This window comes from Thalassotalea piscium (genome assembly GCF_030295935.1).
Classification (GTDB): Bacteria; Pseudomonadota; Gammaproteobacteria; order Enterobacterales; family Alteromonadaceae; genus Thalassotalea_B; species Thalassotalea_B piscium.
This window is the reverse complement of record NZ_AP027362.1, coordinates 1,723,499-1,737,493: the sequence shown is the minus strand read 5'-3', so window position 1 is coordinate 1,737,493 and position 13,995 is coordinate 1,723,499. Positions and strand designations below refer to the sequence as shown.

The following is a 13,995-nucleotide window of genomic DNA, read 5'->3' as shown; positions in this document are numbered from 1 at the left end:
CAAGGCTTTATTCACTTCTTATAAATAGAAAATGACCAAACGGCCATTTTCTTGTTTATTTATGCACTAATATAGAAATAATTTATTTTAAACTATTTTTGATTTTTCCATAAAAATGCGGCAATTGCAGGTAAAATAGTTACCGCTGCCAACATATTCACTAAAAACATAAACGTTAATAAAATTCCCATATCGACTTGGAATTTCAAATCAGAGAAAAACCAAGTTGAAACACCGATAGCTAAAGTTACGCCAGTGATTAACACTGCAGTTCCTCTTTCTTTTAATGCGGCTAAATAAGCTTGTTGAATATTATCACCGGCAGTTAGCCTTTGACTCATTGTAGATAAAATATATATTCCATAATCTACCCCTATTCCCACACCTAAAGCAATTACTGGCAATGTAGAAACAGTTAAACCAATATCAAGCACTGTCATCAACCATTGAGCTAACGTTGATACTATGTATAAAGGTACCACAACTGAAACGACTGCTTTTATGCTCTTAAAACTTAACCAGCATAAAATAATTACTGCGCCGTAAACGTATAACATCATGGGGGTTTGTGCTTCTTCAACGGCTTCATTAGTTGCAGCCATAACCCCTACAGGACCTGAAGCAAGTTTAAATGTTACAAGGTCGTTGTTGTAATCATCAATCGCTATTTTAGCCGCATCTACAACTCTATTGATTGTTTCTGCTTTATGGTCCTGCAAAAACAGAATAACAGGCATAACACTACAGTCGTTATTAAGTAATCCGGTAGAGCTAGGAACATTTGATAAAGCTTGCGCTAATGCATATTGATTAGGTGATATGATACGCCACTTTAAATTACCCTCGTAATAACCTGCATTAATTATTTTCATTACAGAAGGCAAACTTACCGTTGATTGAACACCTTCGATGTTTTCCATACGCCACTGAAAACCGTCCATAGTTTTTAACACTTCTGGATTTGTACAGGCATTAGCGTTGGTTTCAACAATTACCGACATATAATCAACACTAATGGCATATCTATCGGTAATTAAGAAGGTATCTTGATTATAGCGTGAATGTTCGTGCAAAGAAGGTGCCCCTGCATGTAGCTCACCAATTTTAAGCTGTTTTGAATAATGAAAGCCAAGACCAAAAAGTATCGCGGCAATCACTAAAACAACACTTGCCACCTTGCGGTCACTAAATGACTGCATAAATCGCCATAACAAATGCTCTTGCTGTGCTTGTTGAAAACCCATCTGAGATTTACTTTTAGGCTTAACTTTCTTAACTGGAATGTTGATAAAAGACACGAGTACAGGTAACAACAATAAGTTAGTTAAAATTATAACGCCAACACCAAGTGAGGCTGCAATTGCAAGCTCGCGAATAATACCAATATCTATCGATAATAAGGTGATAAAACCTACAGTATCAGACAGCAAGGCTATGCCTCCAGGTACTATTAAGGTCCTAAAAGCAAATTTAGCTGCTTTTTTACTTTTCATCCCAAGTGATACTTTTTTACCTATCGTATTAATCATTTGCACACCATGACTAACACCAATAGCAAAGACTAAAAATGGCACTAATATCGACATTGGATCTAAACCAAAACCAAGTGTTGATAACAAACCTAATTGCCAAACAACGGCGATTAACGAACAAGCGATAGGTAATAGTGTTAGTGCGATTGATTTAGAAAAGAGATAAACCATAACCGTCGTAATCGCAATTGCGATTAAAAAGAAGGTAACAACCCCCTTTGCACCGTCAGCAATATCACCAACCATTTTACTAAAGCCAATAATGTGTACGGTAATACCGTCTTTTTCATAGGGCTTTCTTATATCGTTTTCAAGTTTTGACGCTAATGCTATAACATCAAGCTTTTCGCCAGTATCTGGATTATTTTCCATCAACACAGCTTTAACCATTGCACAACTATAGTTATCCGCAACAATTCGACCAACAATTCCTGCTTTTTCAATATTTGCTTTAACTATGGCTAAACCTTCTTCGTCGGCTACGAAGTCTGCAGGTACAACAGGCCCCCCTGCAAAACCATCTTCAACAACCTCGATAAACCGAGTACTAGGAGAAAATAAAGAATTAACTTGGGTCCGCTCAACACCAGGAATAAAAAACAACTGGTCATGGACACCTTTAAGAGCGGTAAAAAACTCTTTATTGAAAATGTCATCGTCTTGATTACATACTGAAATCAACACATTATTAGCACCGCCAAAGTTAGCTCTGTGCTTTAAATATGTTTGCATATACTCATGGTTTAACGGGATGTTTTTGGTAAACGATGCATCTAATTTAATTTGTGTTGCTTGATACCCTAAAAATAGTGACATCAATAAGAATAGGCTGATTACAAACACTCTATGCCTGAAAACAGTAACTTCAATGCGATTAATTATGTGATCAATTGGTCTCATTTATGGGGTAACCTGTAATACTTTAATACCTACTTCAGACGCAACAATTAATTTATCTTTAAATATAGCGCCCGCCAATAATGCTTTTCCGTCTGCCTGTGTGTTCATTGTAAATGTAATACCGTCATCAACACTCTTTAAGAGTACACCATTATTACCTAATAAAAAGACAACGTTATCTTGGTAAAGCACAATATTATTTAATAATGCGGTTGTCTCTACAGGACTATTGAGCCAATCATTACCATTAGAAACACTTCTAAAAACATTGCCTCTTAAGCCTACAGCTAATAAGTTACCTTTTTTGGTGCGATGAATGTCGTAAAAGGAACCTTGGTAAACGTCGGCTAAACGTTCCCAGTTTGCCCCGTAATCATTACTTTTGGCGATTAAACCTAATTCACCAACTAAATATACCGTTCGGCCATCTTGATAAAAGCGGTTAAAGTGAGGCAAAATTCGTGAACGTTCCGTTAGGTATACTGCCTCGTCATCTCGCTTTAATTCATCTAGGTATTCAAGGTCTTCTTCGGTCAACAATGTTAAATGAAACTCTTGTTGCCAAGTAAGGCCAGCATCTTTTGTTCGATAATATAAACCATAAGAACCAACAGCAACACCTTCTTTACTGTCTTTAAAATGTACGTTTAGAAATGGAACTTCGAGCTGAGGGTTTTGATTTTGCACCGTCCAAGTAAAACCTGAATCATTACTATGTAAAATAGTGGCATTATGCCCAACAGCCCAGCCTAGTGAAGAGTTCACAAAAAAAACTGATGTTAATGTAATTTGTGTCGGTGAAGGCATTTGTTGCCAATTCTTACCGTCGGTAGAGCGTAATATATGCCCTCTTTCACCAACAGCAATTAAAAATTGATCATTAACATTTTTAATGTCTAAAAGTAGAGAGTCTTTAGCTAAGGGAGATATAACTGCGTCAGCAGTTAATGTAGTTGCTTGGGTAGCTTGCGACAAGATGATCGTAAAGATCAGAAGAAGTATTTTTATCATCAAATGTTTGATCCTAATACATGCACATAAAAAAGGCTGACAATAGCCAGCCATTTCAAATGAAAGTTACTAACTAACGGTTGTCTCGTTGTAACGCTCTCGATGTAAAGTCTACATCTTTTAGTTTAGCTGAGAAGTCATACATGTTCGCTTCATTATCTAAACCCATTGCAATATAACGCTTAGATTGCAGATCATGAAAAACTTCTAAAGTTGACCACTGTGTGGGTACTTCATAATAGTTTAATCCATGTGCTACACCAACGCGATATAATTCATCACGCTCATCATATATGTCGGTAACAGCAATTTGCCAGCTATCTTCGTCGATAAAGAATACACGTTTTTTATAAATATGACGGGTATTATCTTTCAAATTAGCTTCAACTACCCAAACTCTATGTTTCTCATAGCGAACATGTTCAGGATTAATATGCCCTGGACGAATAATATCAGCATATTTTAGTTTATCACTGTGCAAACGATAGTCGTTATATGGGATTAAGAGCTCTTGCTTGCCTTTTAATGTCCATGTATAACGATTTGGCGCACCGTTGAACATATCAAAGTCATCTGTTGTTCTTAATCCATCCGCAGCAGTACCTGGGGCATCATAGGCAACAGTCGGCGCTTTTTGTGCTCGACGGATACCTTTGTTATATATCCATGCCTGACGAGGCGTTTTAATTTGGTCCATCGTCTCATGCACAAGTAATGCTGTACCTACTAGTTTAGATGGTTCTGTTACTTTTTGTTTAAATTTAAAAAGAATATTTGTTTTTTCTAAGTCTTCAGGTGAAGCGCCCTCTATTCCATACGGTAACATCAGCTGATCATCAAAACCTACATAGGTGTAGCTTCCTGAAGATGTTGGTGTAACTTGCCCGCCTTGACGAACAATAGCCTCACCTCTATAACGTAAAATATGGTTCCAAATAGCTTCTAAACCATTCGCAGGAATTGGAAATGGAACACCTACGGCAGCTTTAGTTATACCATTACCCTCTTGCACTAACATTGAACGGGTAGCATTATCAATGGTTGCCTGATATACAAACTCAGGATAAGACGCAGATCGTCTTGTTTGATAAACGTTCATTTTATAAGTTTCTGGAAACGTTTTAAATAGTGCTACTTGACCCGGTGTAAGAAGCTTTTCATATTCAGCAACGTTTGCTGAAGTAATGGTGTACTTCACTTTATCATTCGGATAAGGGTCTAAATGGTGATCGCCAACGGTATAACCTGCTGGTGGGGTTGTAATACCGCCTGTCCACTCTGGAATTGAGCCGTCGGCATTACCTGCTTTTACCGCACCCATTGGGGTAAGTTCGCCCGATAACTTCTTTGCTTGCTCTGTATCGACTTTAGCAATACTAGCGCCTGAAAACGCTAAAGACATAGCAAATGATAACAATGTAATTTTTTTCATTGATTCTGCCCTTATAAAGAATATTTTATATTGAAAGACACATAATCGCGGTCTTCAATTTGATTGGTTGTACCTACACCACCCCAAAAGCTGTTATAGGTAACGTCGGCTGACCATTTACTTTGGTAGTCAAAGGTAATCCCTGCAGAAAGTGACTTACGGTCTTCAACAAATAAGAAAATAGGATCAGGTGTTATACCACTAACGTCATGAGAGAAAATAAACTTAGGTGTCATGTTAATGCCAGCAACCACGTTGGTATAATCTAACTTAACAACAAATTTATAGCCCCAAGCAAAGTCATCAGGGAAAGGATTAGTTTCTCTTCCACCTTGAAGTGCAACTTCTAGCCCTTCTTTGCCTGCAATTCCGCCATTTCTAGCAGTTCCTGGGCCATTTAAGCGAAGTACGTCTTGGTCTGGCATATCATTAATATTTATACCGCCAACTTCAAGCAATGTAGTTAACTGACTAGCGCCAATAGAAGGTCCCCAAAAACGGGTGAACGCCATTTGTGCTTGAACAGTATCGCTTAAAATATACCCTTGTGCTGTTTCCCCTGGTGCAAATACATCCATTTGTGAAATGCCATCAAGATCTGGGCGATAATTTACAGAGTCAGGGTGTGCTAACTGCTGTGGCATAGCGGCAAACAATAGCTCAACGTCATCAATTTGAAGTGGTTCGTCTTGGCGATAAGTAATTTCACCCGAAACTGCAAAGTCAGCTACAGTCGTGTTAAAACTTAATGCTGTCATTTTAATATCTTCAGGATAAGCAAGTAGTACTTGAGAGAAAGTACCTAACTCATGGTAATTATGCTCAGTTATCTCATTAGACGCTAAAAATGCTAAATCTGATGCTATTGATGCAGCCGAGAAATCAGCTGTCTTACCTGAGAAGAATGGACGACGACTATGGTAATTAACATAATACAAACTAACTTCAGTTTCATTTAACTCAGGTAAATACCAAGATAAACGAATACCGTATTGACCGCCGTCTTCAGGGTCTAAAGTACTGGCTGCACCTGGCGCTTTCAATGTAAGCTTAGTTGGATAAGCCATGTACATTGCTCCAGCAGCGCCCATTGTTGCAGGGTCTCCAGAGCGCATCATATCACCCAATTGATTCATTCCGGTCGTAAGGGTATCTAAATCAATATCAGGGTTACCAGTAAAGCCCAGTTGAATATTGTTGTAATGACCGCCATCTCCGGCAAAGTCGTTAGTAGAAAAGTAACTACCTGGTGCAGGTAAAATTGTTTTTTCCCACTGATATTGATAAAACATTTCAATATTGAAGTTTTCAGAAATCCCTAAAGAGGCCCAAACAGCACCAAATGGGATGAATGCTTCTGTTAATTCAGCACCTGGTGCTTTAAGACGAGATATATCGACAGGGTTAATTTCACTAATACCATGTGAAATAAGTAAACTTTCACCCCATCCGATAACTTGCTGACCTATACGCACTGAAAAAGGCATTTCACCTATATCAAAATCACCATAAAAATAGGCATCAAGTAATCTAATATCACGACAAACTTGATCTTTAGCTTCACTGTCACGACATGGATTTATCTTTTCACCAGAAACAACATTGCTCCATGGACGATCGTTATCCATCATTTCGAAATCGTAAAAGTACATACCACGCAAAAAGACACCAACATTGTCTTTGCGAATATCTAATTCATGAGTACCTTTAAACAAACGTGAAAATGTATCTCCCGCATCAAAGTTTAAATTCCCCAAATCACCATTATTAGAATAACTACCTTCACCCTGCCATATTGTATTACTTGCAGGGTTTGGATTTAATGCTGGATGGTACTGAGAAAAATCAAGACCATTATTAACATTGTTTGAAATACCAACGTGATCTTCCCAATTTCTATTTTCGGTACGAAAGCTAGCCCCTACAGAAAAAGTAGAGTTAAAGCTAATATCGAAATCGCCTAATTGAAAATTAGCCGCGCTCACTTGACCCGTTTGCGAAAGCAAGATGGCAGTAGTAATACTTACTGCCAATGGCTTTTTGATAAATCTTGTTATTGGACTTTGTCTCATTATGTTCTCCCCAGACCTGAAACAGTTTTTATCGTATTATAATTCTATTTATCCACTATAGTGGTATAAAACAATAATTGCATCATTTTGGCAGGGGTGCAAGCACTAATCTGACCAGATGAGTTCCTTGTATATAAAGCGCTCAAATACTGTCAAGATACAATTAGCTACCCCGTTTAAAACACTTGTTTAAATTAGTGCACATCTTACATTATTCACTTAGCTAACAGTATTATTGGTACGGGTCTTTATAGATTGATGATAAACCGAGCAAGCATCATTGGTCAGACCAGCGTTTAAAGCATAAACTCTAATAATTAACTTTTGTTAGAGAAATAAATTTATTATTTACTGTTTCCAAGCAAAAACGGCCTTGTACCCCTGCCAAAGTTACATACTTTCTAATATGCATCGCGGGAAATTGTACTTTAAGCCCACATTCAGCGCGCACGACAATAGACAAGGCTTTGCCTTGATAGTATGGCATTATCTCGTCCCTTGTCATGTTCATTGAAAAGTAATATTTCATTTTAACGTTGGTAACATATTAAAAGTTGTTAACTTAAAGCCGCATCTAGTTTCTCTTTTAAATCTTTTGATAAAGAGGAAAGTGTTGAAATTCTCACTAATTGCTGCTTCATTAGTTCTTGTCTATTTTTATCAAAATCTTTAAATTGAATCAACGAGGTGATCAATCTTGATGCAATTTGTGGATTAATGTCATTCAACTTGCATATTTGATCGGCTAAAAACTGATAGCCTTTACCTGTCGAACAGTGAAAAAATCGTGGGTTACTATGTGTAAACGCTCCAATTAGAGATCGGGCTCTATTGGGATTTTTCAAACTAAACAATGGATGTTGACTAAGCTTAGTCAGTCGTTCGAACACATCATTTCCTTTGTATGCAGCTTGTAAACTAAACCATTTATCCATTACTAACGCGGTTCTCGACCATCGTTTCTCAAAAGATGCCATCATAGTGTCAAATGCGGCTATACCGTTTGTTGCCGCACTATTAAGTGAAGCTAAGCTGTCAGTCATATTGTCAGAGTTTGCATACTGTTGCTCAGCAATGTCGTGATAACTGCTTAAGGTCATTAAATACGATAGTGCCATATTTTTAATAGCACGCTCCCCTATTGCATCAGCATGGTTTTGGTATATTTTATCAGCGTGTTTTTTATAGATTGCAAGAAACTCATCCTGTAGCCCTTGAGCAATAAAAGTTTTTAATTGTTCAATAGCATTAAGCAGTACTATTGGGTTAACAGGTTTAAATTGTTCAACAAGCTCATGAAAATTTGGTAACGTAAATTGCTCTGCAATTAATGCAAGGTCGCTGTCACTTTTCAGCTGCACCGCTAAAATATCAATTAATTGTAGTGGTATTTGATAATTTTCATCCGCAATCAGTTTTGCGATTGTATCAACGTATAGCTTCTGTCCTGCGTCCCAACGTAAGAATTCATCATCTGCCTTGGTCATAATAGTTGCTAAGTCATTATTACTTTGCGTAAAATTCACTTTTACTGGCGCAGAAAAACCAGCTAAAAAGCCAACTATTGGCTTGGTTTTAAAATCATTAAAGTGCCACTGTTCGCTATTGGATTTTAACTCTAATAATTTAGCCTTAGTACCACATTCACTGATCAATTCAATTGCAATTGGAATATGTAACGCTGCTTTTACCTGTTGGTCTTTTGTCGGATGATTAGTTTGTTTAACTAAAAGGGTATATTCTTTAGATTGTTCATCAAAGTTTTCTTCTACAGTCAGTAATGGTGTACCTGATTGGCTATACCAGCGCTTGAATAGTGTTAGATCTATACTAGCAGCATCAGCCATTGCATTAATAAAGTCTTCACAAGTTACCGCTTGGCCGTCGAAGCGTTTAAAGTATAAATCAATACCTTGCTTAAACTGCTCTTGTCCGACAAGCGTATGAAGCATGCGAATGACTTCAGCGCCCTTTTCATACACAGTCAGTGTATAAAAGTTATTCATTTCAATAACTTTTTCAGGGCGTATCGGGTGCGACATTGGCCCTGCATCTTCAGCAAACTGCTGAGAACGAAGCACACGCACATTCTGTATTCTTGTGACCGCTGCAGAATGCATATCAGCACTAAATTGTTGATCACGAAATACCGTTAAACCCTCTTTTAGACTTAGCTGAAACCAGTCTCGGCACGTTACACGGTTTCCTGTCCAGTTATGAAAATACTCATGTGCAATAACAGCTTCAATATTAAAATAGTCGGTATCTGTTGCCGTTTCTTTATCTGCTAGCACAAATTTACTATTAAAAACGTTTAGCCCTTTATTTTCCATCGCCCCCATATTGAAAAAATCAACAGCAACAATCATGTATATATCTAGGTCATATTCTAAACCAAATGTATCTTCATCCCATCGCATTGAATGCTTCAACGATGCCATTGCATGATGGGCTTTATCTTTATTCCCTTTATCAACAAAAATCTCTAAGCGTACATCTCGACCTGAACTAGTTACATAGCTATCTGTTAGCAGATCAAAATCCCCAGCAACTACTGCAAATAGATAACTAGGCTTAGGGAAAGGGTCTTCCCATGTAACATAATGAAAGTTACCGTCTAAAGTGCCACTTGACACTTTATTACCATTAGAAAGTAAAAATGGGTATAAGGTTTTATCCGCGATAACTTTTGTAGTGAACCTCGCCATTACATCGGGTCTATCAAGATAATAAGTTATTCTTCTAAAGCCTTCAGCTTCACATTGCGTGCAAAAAGCTCCACCTGACTTAAATAAGCCTTCTAAGGACGTGTTATTAACGGGATCAATCTCTGTAATAATTTTAATTGTTGATTCACAATCAATTATGGATAACGTTAAGCTATCATCATTTAACTGATAATCTGAAGGGGCTAATGCTTGATTATTATAAAATACAGCAATCAGCTTAAGTTGCTCACCATCTAAAGTTAACTTATTAGCGGTTGTAGACTTTTTTGTGACCGACATCTCACTAGTGACAATAGTTTTATGATCATCTAGCTCAAATGTTAGGTCAATTGTATTAATTGTAAATTCGCTAGGACGATAGTCTTTTAAGTAACGTGCAGTAAAATCAGACATTAAATTCCCCCTGAAGGATGATTACCAACTAGACGGTTAAATCTCCATGGTAATACAAAGATGTGAAACAGAAAAAGCCTGGAATAAGCCGATTGAATTTATATTCAGTGGTTATCACAGGCTTTCTTAAATAATATTTTACTTTCTAATTAAGTATTATTTGTTACCATTTTTTTTATTTTAAAACCTGTATAACCATAAATAAGCGCCACTATTGGGTTTATTAAGTTGAAGAAACAGTAATATATATACTCATAAGACGTTAATGCTAATGCACCAAACATGAAGGCACCACAGGTATTCCATGGAATTAAAGGCGAAGTAATGGTACCTGAATCTTCTAAAGTTCGACTTAGCACTGTAGGATGAAGGCCCCTTCGAGCATACTCTTCTTTGAACATTCTTCCTGGCATTACGATTGACATGTATTGATCGGCTGTGATCAAGTTGGTACCAATACAGGTAGCCATTGTGCTTGCTATTAAACTACCTGTAGACTTAGCTGCTGATAAAATTGAATCGACAAACTTTTTCAACATACCAAGATGTTCAAGCACTGCACCAAAGCTTAATGCACACATTACCAACCAGATAGTATTAAGCATGCTTGACATACCACCACGGCTTAATAATTCATCAATCTCACTATTACCTGTTTTTACAACAACCCCATCAAAAAATGCTGTCCAAACCACCATAATATAGGCTTTAGCACCTGAGATTCCTTCACTCGCCATAGTTAAAATTAATTCTTGCTGAAAAATTAGCGCCCAAATGGCCCCAATTATTGCACCAATAGAAACAGCCGGAAAAGCTGGAACTTTTTTGTAAGCCATAAATAACAAAATGCCAAGTGGTATTAAGTTTAATGGGTTTATCTTGTAAGTAGAATCAAGCGTAGCGATAAGGGTATCAATACTGCTGGTATTAACTGGCATTTCTGTTGAGTGGTTGAAACCAATTAATAAAAATAAAACTAATGCCATCGAAATAGATGGAATAGTGGTCCATAACATATAACGGATATGCTCAAATAGCTCGCTTCCTGCCACTGCGGGAGCTAAGTTTGTGGTTTCAGAGAGAGGAGAGAGTTTATCACCAAAATAAGCACCAGAAATTACCGCTCCAGCAGTTACAGAAGTAGACATTTCAAAGCCTGTAGCAATACCGATAAAGGCAACACCTACAGTTGCGGCAGTTGTCCAAGAACTACCGATACTCATTGCAACAATACCACACACTAAACAAGTTGCTGCATAAAACCAGCTCGGATCTATAATCTTTAAGCCATAGTAGACCATTGTTGGCACAGTGCCACTGAGTAACCATGTTCCTATGAGAGAGCCCACTGCCAATAGAATTAAAATTGCACCTAGTGAAATTGAAATTCCGTGAACAATCGCTTTTTCAATAGATGACCAATTGTGTCCATTTTTTAAGCCAATAACTACGGCGATACCCATCGCGAGTAATAAAGCAATTTGATTAGGGCCAAAAGATGAGTTATCACCAAAGTAAATAACCCCTGTCGACAGCATAACAACTAAAGCAATGACAGGAATAAATGAATCAAGAAAGCTTGGGGGGTTAATTTGACTAGAATCTGACATAAAAGAAATTTTACCTTAACGTTTTATTATTTATTTTTTTATTTATAAAAGTTATACCACAGGTATAAAGGGCTCTTAACATGCCTTGTGTTTACTGTGGTTGCAAGCTTTTTTATTTTCTCTAACCATTTACACAACGGACTTTATAAGTAATTATTCACATTCTGTGAATGAATCTAAAACATATCTATTTTATTTTTAATAAAATTTTCTAAGGTTTTCAATCAAACGATAAGAAAAACCGCCTAAACAGGCGGTTGTACAAGAAGATTGAGTATATTTACTTTTTCGCGAGTTGACCTAAAGAAACAAAGTCAAAAGTTATACGGGCTGTTTCATCTAAAAATGGGTCAAGCTCCTCTAACTCTTCAGGTAAATCATCTAAAGACTCTACTTTTTCTTTATTCATTTGAACAAGTCGCTCATTAGCACGTTGTAGCTGTTTAGCTTTGCGCTCCTCTTTCTTAGCTTTACGCTTTGCAAGATTTAACGAAATTGTTTTATCTTCTTTTTCTATTTTATATTCTTCAATATCACTGAGTAAGTAGTTAAACTCGCGATTAGACTTAATACGTTCTTCATATAGTTCACTTAAGTAAGCAATACTTGGTTCCATATCATCAAGTTTGCTGTATCTTGCTTTACGTATTTGGTCCCATGGCAATGCGTTTTTCTCTTTACTTTCACCCCATTCTTCAGGGTCAACAGCTGTAGGAAACGCTATATCGGGCAGTACACCACGGTGTTGCGTACTACCACCATTAATACGATAAAACTTTGCAATGGTGTATTGAATACTACCAAAAGGCTTTTCATAAAGATCATAAACACGGCCTAATGGTCGATGTTGTTGAACAGTGCCTTTACCAAAGGTATGTTCACCGACAATAATTCCTCTACCATAATCTTGAATAGCTGCTGAAAATATCTCTGACGCCGAAGCACTATATCGATCTACCATAACAGTTAATGGTCCATCATAATAACTAATGCCGTCTTTATCGCGCTGTACCGCTATTCGATTGGCGCCATCTCGTACTTGAACCACTGGTCCTTTATCAATAAATAGACCTGTTAATAAAGTTGCCTCTGGTAATGAGCCGCCACCATTGCCTCTCAAGTCAACAATAATACCTTTCACATCTTCTTTTTTGAGTTTGTCGATTTCTTTTTTAACATCGCGTGACAAGTTGTTATAAAAACTAGGGATAGTAATAACACCTAACTTTTTACTATTTTCATCACCTTCTTTTTCATAATAAACTTTTGATTTAGCAGCTCGGTCTTCTAGCACTATTTTGTCACGAACAATTGAAACCACTTTGATAGTATCGTCATTGTTATCAACATCACCTTGTACTTGTAGTCTAACTTTACTACCTTTTGGGCCTTTTATAAGGTCAACTACATCTTCTAAACGCCACCCTACTACATCAACAAAGTCATCATCTTTTTGTGCTACACCTACAATTCTGTCCTTAGGTTTTAATTGCTTAGACTTATCAGCAGGGCCACCTGTAACAACACTTTGTATAACGGTATAGTCTTCTTCAGCACGAAGGACCGCACCAATTCCTTCTAAGGATAAGTTCATATCCATTTGAAAACGTTCTGCGTTTCTTGGCGATAAATAAGAGGTATGCGGTTCTACAACGCGTGAAAAACTGTTCATTACAATTTGAAAAACATCTTCACTTTCGCTTTGCTTTAAACGTTTAATTGCATATTTATAACGCTTGGTGAGTATTTCTTTTACTTTTTCCCACTCTTTACCTGCTAACGTTAAATTTAGCGCATCGTACTTAACGCGTTGTCGCCATAGCTCATTTAACTCGGCAACTGAAGTTGGCCATTCGGCTTCTTCTCGGTCGAATGAATAAGACTCATCAATAGTAAAGTCGAATGGTTTGTCTAGTAAGCTAATCGCATACTGGTAACGTTCCATACGTCGTTGCATATTAAAGTTAAAAATCTCATAAGCACTGTCTAATTTACCGCGTGAAACCACATCGTCAAATTCTAAACGATACTTTTTGAGAGATTCCACATCTGAAGATAAAAAAACATTCTTGCTGTAATCAAGTTGCTCAATATAGCGATCAAAAATTTGCCCTGATAGCTCATCATTAATTTCAACGGGTTTGTAGTGCGCACGAGTAAATTGAGCAGTAATCCGCTTACTTGATGTGGCATGCTGACTTTCAGGTGTTAAAGTCGGTAACGTCGTTTCTTCAACATCTTTAGGCTGTGCAAATAGAGTTGCACTAGCTATTGATATTGATACGGCTACAGCGATACGACAGATTTTAAGCATGC

At 37.2% G+C, this 13,995-nt stretch carries 8 protein-coding genes; all 8 read right to left on the bottom strand.

Annotated features, from left to right (window positions below; all coding sequences use genetic code 11):
• Positions 1-92: 92 nt before the first annotated feature.
• Positions 93-2,432, bottom strand: a complete 2,340-nt coding sequence (locus QUD79_RS07485; RefSeq protein WP_184424026.1) for an efflux RND transporter permease subunit — start codon at positions 2,430-2,432, stop codon at positions 93-95.
• Positions 2,433-3,443, bottom strand: a complete 1,011-nt coding sequence (locus tag QUD79_RS07480) for a YCF48-related protein (RefSeq protein WP_184424025.1) — start codon at positions 3,441-3,443, stop codon at positions 2,433-2,435.
• Between the two features lie 73 nt (positions 3,444-3,516).
• Positions 3,517-4,875 (bottom strand): DUF1329 domain-containing protein, encoded by a 1,359-nt coding sequence (locus tag QUD79_RS07475; protein ID WP_184424024.1) that lies wholly within the window; start codon positions 4,873-4,875, stop codon positions 3,517-3,519.
• Between the two features lie 11 nt (positions 4,876-4,886).
• Entirely contained in the window at positions 4,887-6,947 is a 2,061-nt protein-coding gene (locus QUD79_RS07470; protein ID WP_184424023.1) for a DUF1302 domain-containing protein, read from the bottom strand.
• A 310-nt stretch (positions 6,948-7,257) separates the two neighbouring features.
• Entirely contained in the window at positions 7,258-7,476 is a 219-nt protein-coding gene (locus QUD79_RS07465) for a DUF2835 domain-containing protein (RefSeq protein WP_184424022.1), read from the bottom strand.
• A gap of 28 nt (positions 7,477-7,504) precedes the next feature.
• Positions 7,505-10,069 carry an aminopeptidase N gene (pepN, locus tag QUD79_RS07460; RefSeq protein ID WP_184424021.1) on the bottom strand — a complete coding sequence of 855 codons (2,565 nt, stop codon included), beginning with the start codon at positions 10,067-10,069 and terminating at the stop codon, positions 7,505-7,507.
• A 149-nt stretch (positions 10,070-10,218) separates the two neighbouring features.
• A complete protein-coding gene (gene nhaC, locus QUD79_RS07455; RefSeq protein ID WP_184424020.1) occupies positions 10,219-11,679 on the bottom strand; it encodes a Na+/H+ antiporter NhaC in 1,461 nt (486 codons plus the stop codon).
• Positions 11,680-11,959: 280 nt separating this feature from the next.
• Positions 11,960-13,993 carry a carboxy terminal-processing peptidase gene (gene prc / locus QUD79_RS07450; RefSeq protein WP_184424019.1) on the bottom strand — a complete coding sequence of 678 codons (2,034 nt, stop codon included), beginning with the start codon at positions 13,991-13,993 and terminating at the stop codon, positions 11,960-11,962.
• Positions 13,994-13,995 lie beyond the last annotated feature (2 nt).

Coding starts and splice junctions, on each gene's coding strand:
- pepN (WP_184424021.1), bottom strand. CDS start 10,069: ATGTCTGATTTTACTGCACGTTACTTAAAAGACTATCGTCCTAGCGAA.
- QUD79_RS07475 (WP_184424024.1), bottom strand. CDS start 4,875: ATGAAAAAAATTACATTGTTATCATTTGCTATGTCTTTAGCGTTTTCA.
- prc (WP_184424019.1), bottom strand. CDS start 13,993: ATGCTTAAAATCTGTCGTATCGCTGTAGCCGTATCAATATCAATAGCT.
- QUD79_RS07470 (WP_184424023.1), bottom strand. CDS start 6,947: ATGAGACAAAGTCCAATAACAAGATTTATCAAAAAGCCATTGGCAGTA.
- QUD79_RS07465 (WP_184424022.1), bottom strand. CDS start 7,476: ATGAAATATTACTTTTCAATGAACATGACAAGGGACGAGATAATGCCA.
- QUD79_RS07485 (WP_184424026.1), bottom strand. CDS start 2,432: ATGAGACCAATTGATCACATAATTAATCGCATTGAAGTTACTGTTTTC.
- nhaC (WP_184424020.1), bottom strand. CDS start 11,679: ATGTCAGATTCTAGTCAAATTAACCCCCCAAGCTTTCTTGATTCATTT.
- QUD79_RS07480 (WP_184424025.1), bottom strand. CDS start 3,443: ATGATAAAAATACTTCTTCTGATCTTTACGATCATCTTGTCGCAAGCT.